General features: G+C 65.2%; 19 protein-coding genes. 5 read left to right on the plus strand and 14 right to left on the minus strand.

What is annotated here, in order from left to right; all coding sequences use genetic code 11:
- Positions 1-14: 14 nt before the first annotated feature.
- A complete protein-coding gene (locus G6N32_RS24360; RefSeq protein ID WP_115318547.1) occupies positions 15-872 on the plus strand; it encodes a polyphosphate kinase 2 family protein in 858 nt (285 codons plus the stop codon).
- Between the two features lie 13 nt (positions 873-885).
- Here the strand turns inward: G6N32_RS24360 and G6N32_RS24365 are convergent, their stop codons facing one another.
- From G6N32_RS24365 to G6N32_RS24380, 4 genes are all read right to left on the minus strand, one after another.
- Entirely contained in the window at positions 886-1,761 is an 876-nt protein-coding gene (locus G6N32_RS24365) for a cyclopropane mycolic acid synthase family methyltransferase (protein WP_115318546.1), read from the minus strand.
- A gap of 135 nt (positions 1,762-1,896) precedes the next feature.
- Entirely contained in the window at positions 1,897-2,763 is an 867-nt protein-coding gene (locus G6N32_RS24370; RefSeq protein ID WP_115318545.1) for a 3-hydroxybutyryl-CoA dehydrogenase, read from the minus strand.
- Between the two features lie 73 nt (positions 2,764-2,836).
- Positions 2,837-4,123 carry an isocitrate lyase gene (gene aceA, locus G6N32_RS24375; RefSeq protein WP_115319047.1) on the minus strand — a complete coding sequence of 429 codons (1,287 nt, stop codon included), beginning with the start codon at positions 4,121-4,123 and terminating at the stop codon, positions 2,837-2,839.
- 272 nt (positions 4,124-4,395) lie between these two features.
- On the minus strand, positions 4,396-5,211 hold the full coding sequence (locus G6N32_RS24380) for an acyl-[acyl-carrier-protein] thioesterase (RefSeq protein WP_115318544.1): 816 nt from the start codon (positions 5,209-5,211) through the stop codon (positions 4,396-4,398).
- Between the two features lie 123 nt (positions 5,212-5,334).
- On the opposite strand from G6N32_RS24380, the gene ramB reads away from it, so the two are divergent.
- On the plus strand, positions 5,335-6,759 hold the full coding sequence (gene ramB, locus G6N32_RS24385) for an acetate metabolism transcriptional regulator RamB (protein WP_115318543.1): 1,425 nt from the start codon (positions 5,335-5,337) through the stop codon (positions 6,757-6,759).
- Positions 6,759-7,295, plus strand: a complete 537-nt coding sequence (locus G6N32_RS24390) for a carboxymuconolactone decarboxylase family protein (RefSeq protein WP_115318542.1) — start codon at positions 6,759-6,761, stop codon at positions 7,293-7,295. Before ramB ends, G6N32_RS24390 begins: the two co-directional genes overlap by 1 nt.
- A 5-nt stretch (positions 7,296-7,300) precedes the next feature.
- On the opposite strand, the gene G6N32_RS24395 is transcribed toward G6N32_RS24390, so the two are convergent.
- The 10 genes from G6N32_RS24395 to G6N32_RS24440 all read right to left on the minus strand — a co-directional run bounded on the left by G6N32_RS24395 (position 7,301) and on the right by G6N32_RS24440 (position 15,414).
- Positions 7,301-7,573 carry a hypothetical protein gene (locus tag G6N32_RS24395; protein ID WP_115318541.1) on the minus strand — a complete coding sequence of 91 codons (273 nt, stop codon included), beginning with the start codon at positions 7,571-7,573 and terminating at the stop codon, positions 7,301-7,303.
- Between the two features lie 94 nt (positions 7,574-7,667).
- Positions 7,668-7,937, minus strand: a complete 270-nt coding sequence (locus G6N32_RS24400) for a hypothetical protein (protein ID WP_163789428.1) — start codon at positions 7,935-7,937, stop codon at positions 7,668-7,670.
- Entirely contained in the window at positions 7,934-9,328 is a 1,395-nt protein-coding gene (gene lpdA, locus G6N32_RS24405; protein WP_115318539.1) for a dihydrolipoyl dehydrogenase, read from the minus strand. The genes G6N32_RS24400 and lpdA overlap by 4 nt, the downstream gene beginning before the upstream one ends.
- A gap of 4 nt (positions 9,329-9,332) precedes the next feature.
- Positions 9,333-9,887: a hypothetical protein gene (locus G6N32_RS24410; protein WP_115318538.1), complete on the minus strand. Its 555-nt coding sequence runs from the start codon at positions 9,885-9,887 to the stop codon at positions 9,333-9,335.
- Positions 9,880-10,158, minus strand: a complete 279-nt coding sequence (locus G6N32_RS24415; RefSeq protein ID WP_115318537.1) for a putative holin — start codon at positions 10,156-10,158, stop codon at positions 9,880-9,882. The genes G6N32_RS24410 and G6N32_RS24415 overlap by 8 nt, the downstream gene beginning before the upstream one ends.
- A 29-nt stretch (positions 10,159-10,187) precedes the next feature.
- Positions 10,188-10,739 carry a DUF779 domain-containing protein gene (locus tag G6N32_RS24420; protein ID WP_115318536.1) on the minus strand — a complete coding sequence of 184 codons (552 nt, stop codon included), beginning with the start codon at positions 10,737-10,739 and terminating at the stop codon, positions 10,188-10,190.
- Positions 10,739-12,262 carry an aldehyde dehydrogenase gene (gene adh, locus G6N32_RS24425; protein WP_115318535.1) on the minus strand — a complete coding sequence of 508 codons (1,524 nt, stop codon included), beginning with the start codon at positions 12,260-12,262 and terminating at the stop codon, positions 10,739-10,741. The genes G6N32_RS24420 and adh overlap by 1 nt, the downstream gene beginning before the upstream one ends.
- A 10-nt stretch (positions 12,263-12,272) precedes the next feature.
- Entirely contained in the window at positions 12,273-13,562 is a 1,290-nt protein-coding gene (locus tag G6N32_RS24430; protein WP_115318534.1) for a GAF domain-containing protein, read from the minus strand.
- Positions 13,563-13,585: 23 nt separating this feature from the next.
- On the minus strand, positions 13,586-14,365 hold the full coding sequence (locus tag G6N32_RS24435; protein WP_115318533.1) for an acetoin reductase: 780 nt from the start codon (positions 14,363-14,365) through the stop codon (positions 13,586-13,588).
- On the minus strand, positions 14,362-15,414 hold the full coding sequence (locus G6N32_RS24440) for a 2,3-butanediol dehydrogenase (RefSeq protein WP_115318532.1): 1,053 nt from the start codon (positions 15,412-15,414) through the stop codon (positions 14,362-14,364). Before G6N32_RS24440 ends, G6N32_RS24435 begins: the two co-directional genes overlap by 4 nt.
- A gap of 94 nt (positions 15,415-15,508) precedes the next feature.
- On the opposite strand from G6N32_RS24440, the gene G6N32_RS24445 reads away from it, so the two are divergent.
- Positions 15,509-16,807 (plus strand): NAD(P)/FAD-dependent oxidoreductase, encoded by a 1,299-nt coding sequence (locus G6N32_RS24445; protein WP_163789430.1) that lies wholly within the window; start codon positions 15,509-15,511, stop codon positions 16,805-16,807.
- Between the two features lie 56 nt (positions 16,808-16,863).
- On the plus strand, positions 16,864-18,696 hold the full coding sequence (locus tag G6N32_RS24450) for a flavin-containing monooxygenase (protein WP_172507239.1): 1,833 nt from the start codon (positions 16,864-16,866) through the stop codon (positions 18,694-18,696).
- Positions 18,697-18,706: the final 10 nt, after the last annotated feature.

Below are 18,706 nucleotides of genomic sequence, written 5' to 3' on the forward strand. Positions count from 1 at the left end.
TAGTCTCGTCGGCTATGAGTGATCTGCCGTCGCAATGGACCCATGAGCCGCGCAAGGTCCTCCGGTTCAGTCCGGGTGACAAGGTGGCCGACATCGACACCGATTCGACCCCGGGTTACTCCGACGGCAAGGACGGCTCGGAAGAGCTGCAGGACGAACGCAACGAGCGGTTCGCCGGCCTGCAGGAGATGCTCTACGCCAACGGTCGCGCCGGCGACAACCGCTCACTGCTGCTCGTCCTGCAGGGCATGGACACCGCGGGCAAGGGCGGCACCGTCAAACACGTTGTCGGAGCGGGTAATCCGCAGGGTATCCACTACACGAGCTTCGGCGTGCCGTCCGAGGAGGAGCGCGCCCACCACTACCTGTGGCGCGTTCGCAAAGCGCTGCCCGCGGCAGGCAACATCGGGGTGTTCGACCGGTCTCACTACGAGGACGTCCTGGTCGTGCGGGTGCACGAACTGGTTCCACGCGACGTCTGGGAGCCGCGCTACGACGAGATCAACGCTTTCGAGAAGGAGCTCGTCGACTCCGGGACCACCATCGTCAAGTGCGCGATGTTCGTCTCCCTCGACGAGCAGAAGCGGCGGCTCTCCGAACGCCTCGAACGGCCGGACAAATATTGGAAGTACAACCCGGGCGATGTCGCCGAGCGCAAGCTGTGGCCGGCGTACCAAGAGGCCTATCAGGCGATGCTCGACCGGACCTCGACCGACTACGCCCCGTGGTTCGTCATCCCCTGCGACAAGAAGTGGTACTCCCGGCTGGCCATCAACGAGCTGTTGATCGAGGCGCTCAAGGGAATGAAGCTGGAGTGGCCGCCCGCCGACTTCGACGTCGAGGCGGAGAAGAAGAAACTGGCGGAGGCTTAAGCCGGCCTGAGCCTTAGCCCTTGACCAGGGTGAACTGGCCGATGTTGGTGATGCCGCGGCGGAAGAAGTCCGCGCAGCCGGTCAGGTACTTCATGTACCGGTCGTAGATTTCCGTCGACGTGATCGCGACGGCCTCGTCCCGGTTGGCGACCAGCTTGGCCGCCCACATGTCCAGCGTGCGGGCATAGTGATGCTGCAGCAGGTGAATGCGCTCGAGGGTGAAGCCCGAATCGAGGGCAAGCTGCTCGATGTCCTCCACGGCGGGCAACCGTCCGCCCGGGAAGATCTCCTGCTCGATGAACTTCATGAACTTCAGGTCGCTGATCGTGACCTTGATCCCGTTGTCCCGGAAGAACTTCTGGGTGTGCGCCAAAATCGTGTGGAGCAACATGCGGCCGTCGTCGGGAAGCAGCTCGTAGGCCTTCTGGAAGAACAGCGGGTAGCGCTCGACCTTGAACGCCTCGAACGCTCCGATGCTCACGATGCGGTCGACCGGCTCGTCGAACTCTTCCCAGCCTTGCAGCCGCACCTCGATCGAGCGGTTGGTGTCGAGCTTGGCAAGGCGCTTACGGGCGAACTCCGACTGGTTTTTGCTCAGCGTGATCCCGATGACGTTGACGTCGTACTTCTGCACCGCCATCTCCAGGGCCCCGCCCCAGCCGCATCCGACGTCGAGCAGTGTCATGCCGGGCTGCAGGTTGAGCTTGGCCAACGCGAGGTCGAACTTGGCGGCCTGGGACTCGTCGAGCGTCATGTCGTCGCGCTCGTAGTAGCCGCAGGTGTAGCCCATGGTCGGGCCCAGGAACAGGGCGAAGAAGTCGTCTGAGACGTCGTAGATGGATTGTGATTCCTCGTAGTAAGGAGTCAGATCCGTATCCACATCGACCATCGACAGCTACCTCCAACGCTTGTGTGCACGGTCGGTTGCCGCGGAATGCGATGTTGCTGCGCGGCCCCCCGACCAAACCCAGGAGCCTAGCCAATCAACGAAGGAAATGCACAAGCGGCGGGCGAGGCGGCGCGCTCAGTAGCTGTAGAACCCCTGGCCGGATTTTTTACCGAGCTGTCCTGCCTCGACCATGCGCAGCAACAATGGCGGCGGCGCGTAGTGCGCGTCCTTGAGTTCGTCGTACATCGAGTCGGCGATGAGCTTCATGGTGTCCAGGCCGATCAGGTCCGACAGACGCAGTGGTCCCATCGGGTGCGAGAGGCCCGCGACGATTGCCGTGTCGACGTCCTCGATGGTGGCCACGCCGGCCTCGACCATGCGGATGGCGGACAGCAGGTAGGGCACCAGCAGGGCGTTGACGACGAACCCGGAGCGGTCGCCGCAGCGCACCACCTTCTTGCCGAGCACCTCACCGGCGAACTGCTCCACCCTGGCTATGGCGTCCTCGGAGGTGACCAATGTGTTGACCAATTCGACGAGCGGCAGCACCGGAACCGGGTTGAAGAAGTGCAGGCCCAGCACCCGGCTCGGATTCTTGGTCGCCGCAGCGATTTTCATGATCGGGATGCTCGAGGTGTTGGACGCGAGCACGGCGTCGGGGTCGGTGATGAGCTCGTCGAGTTGGGCGAAGATCTTGCCTTTGACGGCCTCGTCTTCGACGACGGCTTCGATCACCAACTGGCGATCAGACAGGCCGGCGAGATCGGTGGTGAACGTCAGTCGGGCCAGCGTCGCGTCGCGATCGGCTTCGGAGAGCTTGCCCTTGCTCGTCGCGCGCTCGAGCGAGGAGGTGACGCGGTCACGTCCGGCGTTGATCAATGCGTCGGTCGGCTCGTAGACGACGACGTTCGCGCCCGCCTTGGCACACACCTCGACGATGCCCGAGCCCATCTGCCCGGCTCCGACCACACCTACTCGTTCAATGCTCTTCTGGCTGCTCACTTCGTCTCCTCACGCATCAGGCCCCGCCCAATATAAGGACGGGGCCTGATGTCAGCTCTCAGGGGCCGCTGATCTAGTGGAACTGTCCCTCTTCGGTCGAGCCCGCGAGCGCGGTGGTCGACGAGGTGGGGTCCACGGTGGTGGCGATCCGGTCGAAGTAACCGGCGCCGACCTCACGCTGGTGCTTGGTGGCCGTGTAGCCGCGCTCCTCGGCGTCGAACTCGCGCTCCTGCAGCTCGACGTAGGCACTCATCTGGTTGCGGGCGTAGCCGTAGGCCAGATCGAACATCGAGTAGTTCAGGGCGTGGAAGCCGGCCAGCGTGATGAATTGGAACTTGAAGCCCATCGCGCCGAGCTCCTTCTGGAACTTCGCGATGGTCGCGTCGTCCAGGTGCTTGCGCCAGTTGAACGACGGCGAGCAGTTGTAGGCCAGCATCTGGTCCGGGAACTCGCTCTTGACGCCCTCGGCGAACTTGGCTGCCAGCTCCAGGTCCGGGGTGCCGGTCTCCATCCAGATCAGGTCGGAGTACGGCGCGTAGGCCTTGGCGCGGGCGATGCACGGCTCCAGGCCGTTCTTCACCCGGTAGAAGCCCTCGGCGGTGCGCTCACCGGTGACGAACGGCTTGTCGCGGTCATCCACGTCGGAGGTGATGAGCGTGGCGGCCTCGGCGTCGGTGCGGGCGATGACCACGGTCGGCACGTCGGCGACGTCGGCCGCGAGGCGGGCCGAGGTCAGGGTGCGGATGTGCTGCTGGGTCGGGATCAGCACCTTGCCACCGAGGTGGCCGCACTTCTTCTCCGACGCCAGCTGGTCTTCCCAGTGCGAACCGGCAACACCGGCGGCGATCATCGCCTTCTGCAGCTCGTAGACGTTCAGCGCGCCACCGAAGCCGGCCTCGCCGTCGGCGACGATCGGAGCGAGCCAGTTCTCGATCGAGGTGTCACCCTCGACCTTGGCGATCTCGTCGGCACGCATGAGCGCGTTGTTGATGCGGCGCACGACCTGCGGCACCGAGTTGGCCGGGTACAGGCTCTGGTCCGGGTAGGTGTGGCCGGACAGGTTCGCGTCACCGGCGACCTGCCAGCCTGACAGGTAGATGGCCTTCAGGCCGGCGCGGACCTGCTGGACCGCCATGTTGCCGGTCAGTGCACCGAGGGCGTTGACGAACTCCATGTCGTGCAGCTGGTTCCACAGCACCTCGGCGCCGCGGCGGGCCAGGGTGGCCTCCTCGACGACGCTGCCCTGCAGCGCGACGACGTCGGCCGGGGTGTAGGTACGGGTGATCCCTTTCCAGCGGGGGTTGGTGTCCCAGTCCTTCTGGATTTCTTCTGGGCTCTTCGGCTGGCCAACGTTGGACAGTGACATGGGCGCCTGCGCTCCTTCTTTGCATCGACTGGCCACCTTGACTTGGAGTGAACTGTTAACGTCAACGCGGCTTGGCTGGTGTGCTGATACGAGCATGCCTCGCACCATTAGCGCAGTTCAAGCCATTAAGAGTGCCAATTTTCGCCAAGCCGACTGGTAACTCTGCAAAGGTTGCGAAGGCAGCCAACAGCTGAACCGGTTCAGAAGTTACCGTCCAGTAGCAGATATCCGCTGGTCAGTACGCCCGTACTGTTAAGCGGAGATACTCAGAGCGCGAAGATCGATGCGACGGCTTTGACCTCGTCGCCCACCACGTATGTGAGCGTTCTAACAGTGCGGTCCGCGAGCTCTGGGCCGAATTTCTCGGTGGAGCCGGGCGGATACACGTGCAGCAAGATCTCGAGCTTGTCGCCGAAGGCGACCGGCGCATCGTGTTCGATGGTGACCCGCAGCGGTGATTCGAAGAGCTCCGGCTGCGGCGCCAGGAACTCCTCGACAACCTTCCAGTACACCGAGTTGTTGACATGGTCGAAGAGGTCGATGTCGCTGACGCGAATGGGGAAAGCGCGGATCTCGTTGGCGTCGTGCCGGGCGCCGGCGGTCAGATAGGCCTTCCAGCGCAGCCGTTTCACATCCGTGGTGCGCTGCAGGCCCTCCAGGAAGTCGTCGGCGATGCGGGCGGGCCCCTGGGTCTCTCGGTTGATGTTGATCCAGAAGGCCTCGGATTCAATAAGCCCGCCCTTGCGGCCGTCGATCCGGACCCGCATCTCACACCAGCGGTTCGATGTCCCCGAGCACCAGCGCCGCAGCCGCAGCATCTCCGGGTATTCGATCGGGCGGATGAGGTCGACCATGGTGCGCCGGACGATCCACAGCGGATGCGTTTCCTCGTGGCCCATCTCGCGGAGCTGATCCTGGCCGATGTCCTGGATATGGCGACAGGCGGCGTCCAGGCGCAACCGGCCGACGCGGTCGATATCGCCGACGCGCAGCGGCCATTCGCGGTCGAAGACATCGGGATGCGGATCGGGAACCGGCATCAACACCTTCGCCAGTCCGGTGTCGGTGGTGCTGGTGGTCATCTGGTCTGTCGTCCTCTCCCATCCCGTCCCAGCGCGATCATGCCAAAGGCCCTCCCGGATGCCAACCAAACTGCGTTGGCAACGCTGCGAAGCCTCCTTCGCAGCCGTGAGTAGGCTGGGCGCGTGGCCAAGACGTTTGTCGGCTCCCGGATACGACAGCTCCGCAGCGAACGCGGATTCAGCCAAGCCGCACTGGCACAGATGCTGGAGATCTCGCCCAGCTATCTCAACCAGATCGAGCATGACGTCCGGCCGCTGACCGTTGCAGTGCTGCTGCGCATCACCGAGGTGTTCGGGGTCGATGCCACGTTCTTCTCCTCGGAGGACGACACCCGGCTGGTGGCCGAGTTGCGTGAAGTGACCATGGATCGCGACCTCGATCTCGACGTGGACATGACCGAGGTCGCCGATATCGTCGGCACCCACCCGGCGATCGCCCGCGCGATCGTCAACCTGCATCGCCGCTACCGCATCACCACCGCGCAACTGGCGGCGGCCACCGAGGATCGGTTCAACCTCAACGCCGGGGGAAGCGGCTCGGCATCGATCTCCATGCCGCACGAGGAAGTCCGCGACTACTTCTACCAACGGCAGAACTATCTGCACGAACTCGACACCGCCGCTGAGGATCTCACCATCCGAATGCGGATGCACCGCGCCGAGCTGTCGCGGGAGTTGTCCGACCGCCTCACCATGGTGCACGGCGTGCACATCATCCGGCGTATCGACATGGGCGACACCGTGCTGCACCGTTACGACCCGGTGGCGCGCACTCTCGAGATCAGCAATCACCTGTCGTCGGGCCAGCAAGTCTTCAAGATGGCCACGGAGCTGGCGTACCTCGAATGTGGTGACCTGATCAACAAATTGGTCGACGAGGGCAAATTCACCAGCGAGGAGTCGCAAAAGCTGGCCCGGCTCGGCCTAGCCAGTTACTTCGCCGCAGCAACGGTGTTGCCCTACGGGCAGTTCCACAACATGGCCGAGAACTTCCGCTACGACATCGAACGGCTCTCGGCCTTCTATCAGGTCAGCTACGAAACGATCTGCCATCGGCTCTCGACGCTGCAGCGGCCGTCCATGCGCGGCGTCCCGTTCTCGTTCGTCCGGGTGGACAAGGCGGGGAACATGTCTAAGCGCCAGTCCGCCACGGGCTTTCACTTCTCCTCCGCCGGTGGCACCTGCCCGCTGTGGAACGTGTACGAGACGTTCTCGAACCCGGGCAAGATCCTGGTACAGATCGCCCAGATGCCCGATGGGCAGAACTACATGTGGGTGGCGCGCACGGTTGAACGGCGGGCATCGCGCTACGGTCAGCCGGTCAAGACCTTCGCGATCGGACTGGGCTGCGAGATGCGGCATGCCGGCCGGTTGGTTTACTCAAAGGGTCTTGATCTGTCATCAGACAGCGCGACACCGATCGGTGCGGGCTGCCGGGTGTGCGAACGGGACAACTGCCCGCAGCGGGCCTTCCCGGCATTGGGACGGGCGCTGGATCTCGATGAGCACCGCAGCACGGTGTCGCCCTATTTGGTCAAGGAGTCTTGATGGGTCAACGTATTCCGCCCGGGGACCGACGTGAGCTCGGCCTGCTCAACTGGGGCATCTCCCGGCTGGGTGCACGATCGATTCGCGCTCCGCACATGCACCTGTTCGAAGTCCTGGGCCGGCACAAGTTGCTGTTCCTGTCATTTCTGCCGTATTCCGGTGTGCTGCTGAATTGGGGCAAGCTGCCCAAGCGGGACAAAGAACTGGTGATCCTGCGCGTCGGTCACCTACGAAGTTCGGAGTACGAGCTTCAGCAGCACCGCAGGCTGGCTCGCAGCCGTGGCGTCGATTCGGTGTTGCAGGACAAGATCTTTGCGGGCCCGACGGCCGAGGGACTGACTGACCGGCAACGCTCGCTGCTGACGGCGGTGGACGAATTCATTCTCAATCGCGATCTGTCCGATGACACCTTCGCGACCCTGTCTACGCACTTGAGCCGCGAGCAGGTGATCGAATTCTGCGCGCTGGCAGGGCATTACGACGCGATTGCGGGGATTCTGGCCACGCTGCGGGTTCCGATGGACTTCCCCGACTAAGCGGGCTACCCCTTGTAGGGCTGGGCCTTGTGCATGACTTTTGCTTTCTCCGTCGCCAAGACCGACGGTGGAATCGTGGTGGTCACGGTATCGCCCTGAGTCATCGGGCCCGGCAGAATCGGCGCGGCGACCGGCGACGAATCCATCGGCACGCCGTCGTCGAACGCGACGGTCACTGCACCCATTGCGACCACGGCACTACCGCCGATCACTGCCATCAGCACTTTGGTGCTCAACACATTGCGCCACTCGGCCATGACGACATCCCCCCCGTTCACAGCCGGATCCTGTCTGACACCGGCTGTTAGGAAGTCGACACCGCGATGCTTGAGGCAGCCTTAAACGAACCTGCCGAACAGCTGGCAGAAACGTCTACAGGTAGGTGACCCCGAGAACGATCAGCGTGAAAATCACCGGTGAGACCGGCACGCAGCCCAGGAACGCCGCCCACACCATGCGCTTGCGCTGATACTCCCGCCACGCCAGGTAGCCGACGACCGCGGCGACCACGAGGATCACCGCCGACAAGATCAGCACCCAGAAGCTGACATCCTGCCCGTTGGTGGCCAACGAGATCCCGATCAACCACAGGATGTGGCCGAGCACTATTCCGCCGATACCGGCGATCAGCGTCGGTCTCAAAAGTTGATCATGTGGCCGGCGAGACCGTGGAAGCATTCCTGGAGTGCCTCCGACAGCGTCGGGTGGGTGTGCACATTGCGGGTCAGCTCGTTGACGGTCAGATCCCACTTCTGGGCCAGGGTCAGCTCCGGCAGGAGCTCCGAGACGTCGTGCCCGATCAGGTGGCCGCCGAGCAGTTCGCCGTACTTGGCATCGGCGATGACCTTGACGAAGCCGGTCGGGTCGCCCAGCCCGTGCGCCTTGCCGTTGGCGGTGAACGGAAACTTGGCCACCTTCACGTCGTAGCCCTCGTCGCGGGCCTGCTCCTCGGTGAGGCCGAAGCTGGCCACCTGCGGCTGGCAGAACGTGGCCCGGGGCAGCATCCGGTAGTCACCGAGCGCCAGCGTCTCGGCGCCGGCGATGGTCTCGGCGGCCACCACACCCATCGCCTCGGCGACGTGGGCCAGCTGCAGCTTGGCCGTGACGTCTCCGATCGCGTAGATGTGCGGGACGTTGGTGCGCATGTAGTCGTCGATGCCGATCGCCTTGCGGTCGGTCAGCTCGACGCCCGTCTTGTCGAGCCCGAAGCCTTCGACATTCGGCGCGAAACCGATGGCCTGCATCACCTTGTCGGCCTTGAGTTCCTCGGTCTTGCCGTCCTTGCTGACCACGACCGTCACTGTCGACCCGTCGTCGTCAATGGACTCGACCTTGGTGCCGGTGAGGATCTTGACGCCGAGTTTCTTGTACTGCTTCTCGATCTCCTTGGAGACCTCGGCGTCCTCGTTGGGCAACGCGCGCGGCAGGAATTCGACGATCGTGACGTCGACGCCGTAGTTCTTCATGACATAGGCGAACTCCATGCCGATCGCGCCGGCGCCGGCGATGATGATCGACTTGGGCAGCTCCCGGGACAGGATCTGCTCCTCGTAGGTGACGACGTTCTTCGACAGCGACGTGCCCGGAACCAGGCGGGTACTCGAGCCGGTCGCGATGATCGCGTTGTCGAACTCGACCTTCTCGGTGCCACCCTCGTTGAGGTCGACCTCGATGCTGTTCGGGCCGGTGAACTTCCCGTAGCCGTGGATCTCGGTGATCTTGTTCTTCTTCATCAGGAAGTGCACGCCGGCCACGCGGCCGTCGGCGACCTTGCGGCTGCGGTCGAAGGCGACTCCGTAGTCGAAGGTGGCCTCTCCGCTGATGCCGAACGTCTTGGCGTCCTTGGTGAAGATGTGGGCGAGTTCGGCATTGCGCAGCAACGCCTTCGACGGGATGCAGCCGACATTGAGGCAGACTCCGCCCCAATACTTGGGTTCGATGATGGCGGTGTTCAGTCCGAGCTGTGCCGCGCGGATCGCCGCGACGTATCCGCCGGGACCGGCTCCGACAACGACGACGTCATAGTGAGTCACGACCTCAGCCTATCGTCGGACGGGCGATCCATTCGAAGTAGTAGGCGCCATGTAGTAGCGCGGCGGTGGCCACCGAGGCCAGCGGCGCCGACATCAGCGCGATGGCCAGCGCCGTTACCGGTGGCCGGTTCTGCACCATCGAGACCAGCATGCTGGCGACCGAGCAGACGATCAGGTAGATGAGCACGCAGAACACCGCTGGGGTTTTCTGCAGCGAGGTGTACCACCAGAAGTAGAAGCCCAAGCCGGCGGCTGCGGCCAGGACCCATACCGCGGCGACGATGAACACGAACTGCCATCGCTTCACGTACTGGTAGCTGCCGGCGACGGCCGTCGGCGCGGGGGGCACGACCACCGGCTCGGCGTGCAGCGACCCCTCGACGCGATGCAGGAACGCGTCGGTGTCGAAGTTCTCCAACTCGCTGAAGGCGATGGATTCCTCCGAGACTTCCGCCTCGGGTTCGTCGGTCAGCGACCGGAGCGCGTGAGGGTGCGGGCCGGTGTCGAAGATCGGCGCGTGGTGGGGCTCGGTCGACGGGAGGGACGTTTTTTCAGCCATGGGACACCACCTGAACCAGAACCAGTGCCCCCAGCCATCCTGGCGCCATCGCCAGGATGAACGCCCCCACTGTCGTCATGGCGCGCCGGCGCGAGAACAGGATCAGCAGCATGCCGATGACGCTCGGAACAGCCACCACCAACCCGACCACCAGATCGGGGCGAACGGGTGTCTTGACCAGCAGGGTGGCCACGACCGCCGCAATGAGACCGGTCACGGTGCCCACCAGCAACGCACTTGTGAGCAGCCATGCCCGAGGCAGGGGTATCACCCTTATGAGGGTACGTGCAGTGACGCGGACTATTGCTGAACGACTCCGGCGCGCCGACCAGGGATTGCACACGCGTCTGCCGCTTCGATGACCACCAAATCGGTCCGTTCAGCCGGTCGTGCACCACGCTCGTAATCGGCTCCGGTCAGCGGAGAATCGCTGGCCAGCAACCGGTTTTCGGCATCGGTGAAGGCCCGTCCGCGACTCAGGAAGCGCATCCCCTCGGGGGCCTCCAGGCTGAAGCCGCCGCCGCGACCGGGGACGACGTCGATGACGAGCTGGGTGTGCTTCCAGGTCTCGAACTGCGGGCCGGAAATCCAGACCGGGGCACCTTCGAGCACGCCGAGCAGCACGTCACGGTCGCCGACGATGAAGTCGCCGTCGGGGTAACACATCGGCGACGACCCGTCGCAGCAGCCGCCGGACTGGTGAAACATCACCGGCCCGTGCCGCTGCTGCAGGCGGTGCAGAAGGTCGGCGGCCGCCGCGGTGATCAGTGCCCGCGGCGGCGCCTGCTGCGTCTCGTCATTCCGGCGCGGTTGCGTGCGCTGGGCGCTCGTTTGCGCGCCGAAGTCCGTCATCAGAAGAAGCCTTGGGCTTTGTTGGAGTAGGAGACGAGGAGGTTTTTGGTCTGCTGGTAGTGGTCGAGCATCATCTTGTGGTTCTCGCGGCCGATGCCGGATTGCTTGTAGCCGCCGAACGCCGCGTGCGCGGGGTAGGCGTGGTAGCAGTTGGTCCAGACCCGGCCGGCTTTGATGTCACGCCCGGCGCGGTAGGCGGTGTTGCCGTCCCGGCTCCACACTCCGGCACCCAGGCCGTAGAGGGTGTCGTTGGCGATGCGGATCGCGTCGTCGTAATCGGTGAACGACGTCACCGACACCACCGGGCCGAAGATCTCTTCCTGGAAGATCCGCATCGCGTTGTCGCCGGTGAAGATCGTCGGCTGCACGTAGTAACCGCCGTTGAGGTCTCCGCCGAGGTCGGCGCGCTCCCCGCCGGTGAGGATCTGGGCGCCTTCACTTTTGCCGATCTCGATGTAGGACAGGATCTTCTCCAGCTGATCGTTGGAGGCCTGCGCCCCGATCATCGTCTCGGTGTCGAGTGGATCGCCTTGGCGCACCGCCTTGGTACGGATCGCCGCCATGGCCAGGAACTCGTCGTAGATATCGGCCTGGATCAGGCTGCGCGACGGACACGTGCAGACCTCGCCCTGGTTGAGGGCGAACATCGTGAACCCCTCCAACGCCTTGTCCTGGTAGTCGTCGTTGGCGGCCATCACATCGGAGAAGAAAATGTTCGGGCTCTTGCCACCGAGCTCCAGGGTGACCGGGATCAGGTTCTGGGACGCGTACTGCATGATCAACCGGCCCGTGGTGGTCTCCCCGGTGAACGCGATCTTGGCGATCCGATTCGACGACGCCAACGGCTTGCCTGCCTCGACCCCAAACCCGTTGACCACGTTCAACACTCCGGCGGGTAACAGATCAGCGATCAACGACATCAGATACAGCACCGAGGCCGGGGTCTGCTCGGCAGGCTTGAGCACAATCGCATTACCGGCGGCCAGTGCCGGCGCCAGCTTCCACACCGCCATCAGGATCGGGAAGTTCCACGGAATGATCTGTCCCACCACACCCAGCGGCTCGTGGAAGTGGTAGGCGACAGTGTCCTCATCGATCTGGGACAAGGCGCCTTCCTGAGCGCGGATCGCGGCGGCGAAATACCGAAAGTGGTCCACCGCCAACGGGATATCGGCATTCAGGGTTTCCCGGATCGGCTTACCGTTATCCCACGACTCGGCCAACGCGATCGACTCCAGGTTCGCCTCGATACGATCGGCGACCTTGTTCAGGATCACCGCCCGCTCCCCCGCCGACGTCTTACCCCACCCCGGCGCGGCAGCATGCGCGGCATCCAACGCCTTCTCGATATCAGCCTCCGTCGACCGCGCCACCTCACAGAACACCTCACCCGTCACCGGCGTGCGGTTCTCGAAATACTGACCGCCCACCGGCGCAGTCCACTCACCACCGATGAAGTTCTCGTAGCGAGACTGAAAAGACATGGCAGAACCCGACGTTCCGGGGCGGGCGAACACTGGCATCGGTACTCCTCTATGAGTCACTTGCATTGATACGAACGGCGCGAACCGCGGGTGCGGTCGACGCGGGCAACACCATCGAGAGGTCCGCGGGGTAGCGCACGGTCACCTCGATTCCACCGGCGAAGCGGTACGGCTGGGCGGCAAGCAGACCGGCGAACTGCTTGCGCAGCCGGGACAATTCGGCACGAACCGTGACGACCCGGGAACGATCACCATAGAGGTCGGCGGCCAACTCGGGCGCCGAACGCCCGCGGGGATCACGCGCCAGGATCAGCAGGATCTCGGCGTGCCGCAGCGAGACGTCGTGGCGCCAGCGCCCAAACTGTCCGGTCATGTCCAACGCCGGTGCGCCGGCGACGGTCAAGTCCAACGATGCCTGCGCCAACGCGGGTGCGTCGTCGTCGTCAGTCGGCCGAACCAGCCACCCGCCGGGCAACACGTCGATATCGCAGATACCGAAGGTGGGGATCCACGAGCGGCCTGCCGCAATGTCGTCGGGTAACAGGATGCGGTGATGCAGCGGCAGCGAGTCCACGGCCGCCACCCAGCCCTCGGCGTCGACGGCCAGCGCGGGCTTGCCGATCCGGGCCAGGATCGGCGCCGCGACCATGCGCAGCCGGTTCAGGGTGCGGTCGTGTTGTTCGCGAAGGTGCGACTCGGCGAGCCGAGCGACGGCATCGACGAGCGCCACGGTCGTCGGGTGCACGGTCGCGGCGGGGCCGGACACGTCGACCACCCCGATCACCTGACCGGTCCGCGGATCGCGGATGGGTGCGCCCGCACACGTCCAGGAGTGATGGGTGCGCAGGAAATGCTCGGCGGAGAACACCTGCACGGCGCGGTTGGACACCAGCGCGGTGCCGATGGCGTTGGTGCCGACTTCTCCTTCGGCCCAGTGCGCGCCTTCGATGAAGCCCAGCCGGTCGGCGTTGTTGAGGACCGCGGGCGAGCCCGACCGCCACAGCACCCGGCCTTGCGCGTCGGCGACGACGAGGATGTTGGTGCCGTCGGCGACCAGGGATTCCAGCCCGCGGGACACCTCGTCGAGGACAGCCATCAACCCCGACGCCCGGCGCAGCGCCTCCAGTCCGCCTGCTTCGACGACGGGCTGGGCGCGGCGGTCGGGGTCGACGCCGGCCGACATCAGCCGGTGCCACGATTCGCCGATGACATCGCGCGGGCGAGCGGGGGCGCGATGGCCCGCCATCGTCGCGTCGTAGACAGCCGACATCAGCCGCGCATAGTTGCGCGGGTCCTCCCCGAGCGCGACTGCGGGCTCAGGCACGTACACCCCTTGCATTACTGCCGATTGTGCTCCGCATCTCAGCGGTAGACCAGGCCGCCGTCGATCAGACCCGACTGGCCGGTCATGTAGTCGGCGTCCGGGCCGGCCAGATACGAGACGAAGCCCGCCACGTCATCGGGGGTTTCCGCGCGGCCGAGCGCGATACCACCGACGAACTTCTCGTAGGTCTCGCCTTCGGCCGCTCCGGTCAGTTCGGCGAACCGCTTGTCGATCTCCACCCACATATCGGTGCCGACCACACCTGGGCAGTACGCGTTGACGGTGATGCCGTCGGCGGCGTGCTCCTTGGCGGCGGCCTGAGTCAGCGCACGTACGGCGAACTTGGAGGCGCTGTAGGGGCCGAGCATCGCGAAGCCGTCATGGCCGGCGATCGAGGAAGCGTTGATGATCTTTCCCTTGGTGCCGTTCCGTCTGAACATGGCGACGGCCGCCTGAGTGCCCCACAGCACGCCGTTGACGTTGATCGCCCAGAGCTTCTCGATCTGGTCTGGCGTGACGTCGGCGATCGGCCCGACGAGTGCGATCCCGGCGTTGTTGACCATGATGTCGAATCCGCCTAGCGCCGAGGCGGCATGGTCAACGGCGGCGAAGACCTGTAGCCGATCGCTGACGTCGGCGACGAATGTGGTTACTTTGCAGCCGATCTCGCTGATCTCGGCGGCGACGGCGTCGATACCATCGGGTCGCACGTCGACCAGGGCCAGGTCAGCGCCGTCGCGGGCGAGCCGCAGCGCGATGCCGCGTCCGATGCCTCGTGCCGCACCCGTGACCAGTGCAACCTTTCCGTTCAGGCTCATGATTCTCCGTTCGGGTCGACGAGGACTTTCATCTTGGTGCCGGCGTGCAGCGCCTCGAATCCCTCGTCGACCACGTCGTCGATCGGGATCCGGGTCACCCAACCGGTGGTGTCGTACTTCCCGTCGGCCATCAGCGCGATGACCGCGTCGAAATCGGCGCCGGTGTAGCACAGCGAGCCCTGGATGCGGGACTCGTTCATCACCAGATTGAGAAGTGGTGTCTCCAAGGGCTTTTCATAGATCGCGACACTGATCATGGGTTTGCGGGAACCCACGCAGGCCAGCGCCGTCGCCACCGCGGGGGTGACGCCGGCGGCATCGAACACCGCATCGGCACCGCGACCGCGGGTGTGCTCGGCGATGAAACCGGCGATGTCGAGGGCGGCCGGATCCAGTGTGCTCGCGCCCAGCGTCTCGATGGCGGCACGCCGGGTCGGCGAGGGTTCGACAACGTGGACGTCGTCAAGTCCTTTGCCGCGCAATGCAAACCACAGTCCTATGCCGATCGGCCCGGCACCGAACACCATCGCGGTGTCGCCGGGGCCGACGTCACCCAGGGTGGCGGCGTGGTAGGCCACCGACATCGGCTCGACCAGCGCCCCGAGTTCCAGTGAGACGTTGCCCGGCAGCTTGTGCAGCATGCTGGTCGGCACCACGGTGTACTCGGCCATCCCGCCGTCGGACATCAAACCGTGGAAGCCGATCTGCTGGCAGACGTTGTAGTTGCCCGCGCGGCACGGTGCACAGTGGTCGCATTTGTAGATCGGTTCGACGGCGACACGGTCGCCCTCCGCCCAGCCCGTGACCCCGTCGCCGACCGCGGTGATGGTGCCCGAGAATTCATGACCGATGGTCAGTGGCAGTTCGGCGCCGGTCAGTGGATGCGGCTGGGTCGGGATGAAGATCGGCCCGGCGTAGTACTCGTGCAGGTCGGTGCCGCAGATCCCATTGAAGCCGACCTTGAGTTTGACGGTGCCCGGCCGCGGATCGGGTTCGGCGACGTCGTCGATCTCGATCTTGTTCGGTCCGTAATACACAGCTGCCTTCATGCCGCAGTTCTATGTGACGGCGACCACATCCGAAAGAGTTGCAGGGGGTTGCAGCCACGGTTGGTACGTTGCGTACGGGGAGGGTGGTTTCTGCATGAAGGTGTTCGACGTCGCCATCGTCGGAGCGCGATGCGCCGGATCTCCGCTGGCCGCAATGCTGGCACGTCGGGGATTGAGCGTCTGCGTCGTGGACAAGGCGCGGTTTCCATCCGAGACACCGTCGACCCACATCATCCAGCCGCGCGGAGCCGCGACGCTTGCGCGGATCGGTGCCCTCGACGCGGTCCTGTCGGCAGGGGCCGCGACCATCAGCAGCTTCACGATGGTCAACGACGATGTGCGCATCGAGGGTGAGTTCGACGAGTCGACGTTCCCTTTGCCCGGGCTGTGCGTACGGCGGGTCACGCTCGACACCGTCCTCGTGGACACCGCCGCCTCCGCGGGCGCGGACGTGCGCACCGGAGTGAAGGTGACCGGCCTCATCACTGCCGGCGAGCGGGTCGCAGGCATCGAGACCGACCACGGGCCGATTCGCGCGCGATTGGTGGTCGGGGCCGACGGCCGGTCCTCACACGTCGCGAATGATGTTGATGCCAAGGAGTATTCGGTCACCCCGATGGGTCGAGTGCCGGTGTGGGGGTACTTCGAGGGTGTCGCGGATCGGGAGGGGCGCCTGCGCCTTGCGCGTCTCGGCGAGAACGCCTACCTGGCCAGCCCCACCGATGACGGCCTGTACATGGTCTGCGTCGCGGCGGGCACCGACAGCGGCGCCCGCCGGGATGAGGCGTTCCGTGCCGCACTCGCCGGTTGGCCCGAGCTCGCCGATGTCCTGGCCGGCGCCCGCCGGGTCGGTCCCCTGCGCGTGATGGCCAAATGGCACGGCTACTTTCGCCAGGCGGCCGGACCCGGCTGGGTGCTGATCGGTGACGCCGGACACTTCAAAGACTTCACACCGGGCCAAGGCATCGCCGACGCGCTGTGCCAGGCCGAGCACCTCGACCAGATGCTGCCCGCTGACTTCTCCGACGCGTCCAGCCTCGATGTCGCGAACCAGCGGTGGTGGCGGTGGCGTGACCGCGACGCTCATGCGATGCACTGGTTCGCCTCCGACCTCGGCGCCCCCGGCGCGCCAACCCCGGTAGTCACCGAGGTCCTCCGCGACATCTCCGGGGACCCGGAGGCGCGCAGAACCCTCATGAGGGTCCTCAACCACGAGGTCGCACCGAGACAGCTTCTCGCGCCGAGACGTCTCGCCCTCGCCCTCGGTCGAGCCGTCCGCAGGCGACCCCGTGAGATCCGGACGACCGGGCGGGAGATCGCGGTGGCACTCCGCAACGAGATCCATCGCGCCCGGTCGACCCGTACCGGCCCGCCGGGACCGCTCGACGGCTGACTGCAACGGCTCGCAACTCTTGCCAGACCGTGCGCATCGGGTGTGGTGTGGCTCACATGACTTCCACTCTCGAACCCCAGACCGCCGGTGAGTTGACTGCGCAGCAGCGCGTCGATGCCTGGCTCGCCGACTTCGAAGCTGCGTTGGCCGACCGCGACGTGGACCGGGTCGCCGGCATGTTCGCCGTCGACAGTTTTTGGCGTGACCTGGTGTCATTCACCTGGAACATCAAGACGATGGAGGGCCGCGATCAGATCGCCGAGATGCTCGGCGCCCGCCTGCCCGACGCTGAGCCGTCCGGTTTCCGCACTCGTGAGGAGCCCACCGTCGACGGCGATGTCACGTCGGCGTTCATCGAGTTCGAGACCGCCGCAGGACGTGGCATCGGACATCTGCGGCTCACCAGCGACTCCGGGACCGAGCAGGCGTGGACGCTGCTGACCGCGCTGCAGGAACTCAAGGGACACGAGGAGCGCAAGGGCGCCTCCCGGGTGCTGGGGGCGGTTCACGGCGAGGACCCCGATGCCCGGTCGTGGGCGGAGAAGCGCGCCGAAGAGGAAGCGGCCCTGGGCCGGACGGTGCAGCCGTACACGTTGGTGATCGGTGGCGGTCAGGGCGGGATCGCACTGGGTGCGCGGCTGCGCCAGCTCGGGGTGCCCGCCATCGTCGTCGACCGCCACGAGCGGCCCGGGGACCAATGGCGCAAGCGGTACAAGTCGCTGTGCCTGCACGACCCGGTCTGGTACGACCACCTGCCGTACCTGCCGTTCCCACAGAACTGGCCGGTCTTCGCGCCCAAGGACAAGATCGGCGACTGGCTGGAGTTCTATACCCGGGTGATGGAGGTGCCGTACTGGCCGAAAACCACCTGCCTGTCGGCAACCTTCGACGAGGCGGACAAGCAGTGGACCGTCGAGGTCGACCGCGACGGTGAGCGGCTGACCCTGCACCCCACCCACCTGGTGCTCGCGACGGGCATGTCAGGCAAGCCGCACGTGCCGGTGCTGCCGGGGCAGGACATCTTCCGCGGCGATCAGCATCACTCCAGTGCCCACCCCGGCCCTGACCCGTACGTGGGCAAGAAGGCGGTGGTGATCGGCTCGAACAACTCCGCCCACGACATCTGCAAGGCGCTGTACGAGAACGGCGTCGACGTGACGATGGTCCAGCGGTCGTCAACGCACATCGTCAAGTCGGACACCCTGATGGACATCGGTTTGGGTGACCTGTATTCCGAACGCGCGCTGGCGGCGGGCATGACCACCGAGAAGGCCGATCTCACGTTCGCGTCGCTGCCGTATCGGATCATGCACGAGTTCCAGATCCCGCTCTATGACCAGATGCGGGAGCGCGACAAGGAGTTCTACGCCCGGCTCGAAGCAGCCGGCTTCGAATTGGACTGGGGTGCAGACGGATCCGGGCTGTTCATGAAGTACCTGCGCCGCGGATCCGGCTACTACATCGACGTCGGCGCCTGCGACCTCGTGGCCGACGGCAGGATCAAGCTGGCTCACGGCCAGGTCGATCGGCTCACCGAGGATTCGGTGGTGCTCGCCGACGGCACCGAACTGCCCGCCGACGTGGTGGTCTACGCCACCGGATACGGGTCGATGAACGGCTGGGCTGCCGACCTGATCGGCCAGGAGGTGGCCGACAAGGTCGGCAAGGTGTGGGGGCTGGGGTCGGACACCCCGAAAGACCCCGGACCCTGGGAGGGCGAGCAGCGCAACATGTGGAAGCCCACGCAACAGGAGAACCTCTGGTTCCACGGGGGCAATCTGCACCAGTCGCGGCATTATTCGCTGTATTTGGCGCTGCAACTCAAGGCTCGCTACGAAGGAATTCCCACCCCGGTGTACGGGCTGCAGGAGGTGCATCACCTCAGCTGAGGCCCCGCCC

It is taken from the genome of Mycolicibacterium aichiense (genome assembly GCF_010726245.1).
Lineage (GTDB): Bacteria > Actinomycetota > Actinomycetes > Mycobacteriales > Mycobacteriaceae > Mycobacterium > Mycobacterium aichiense.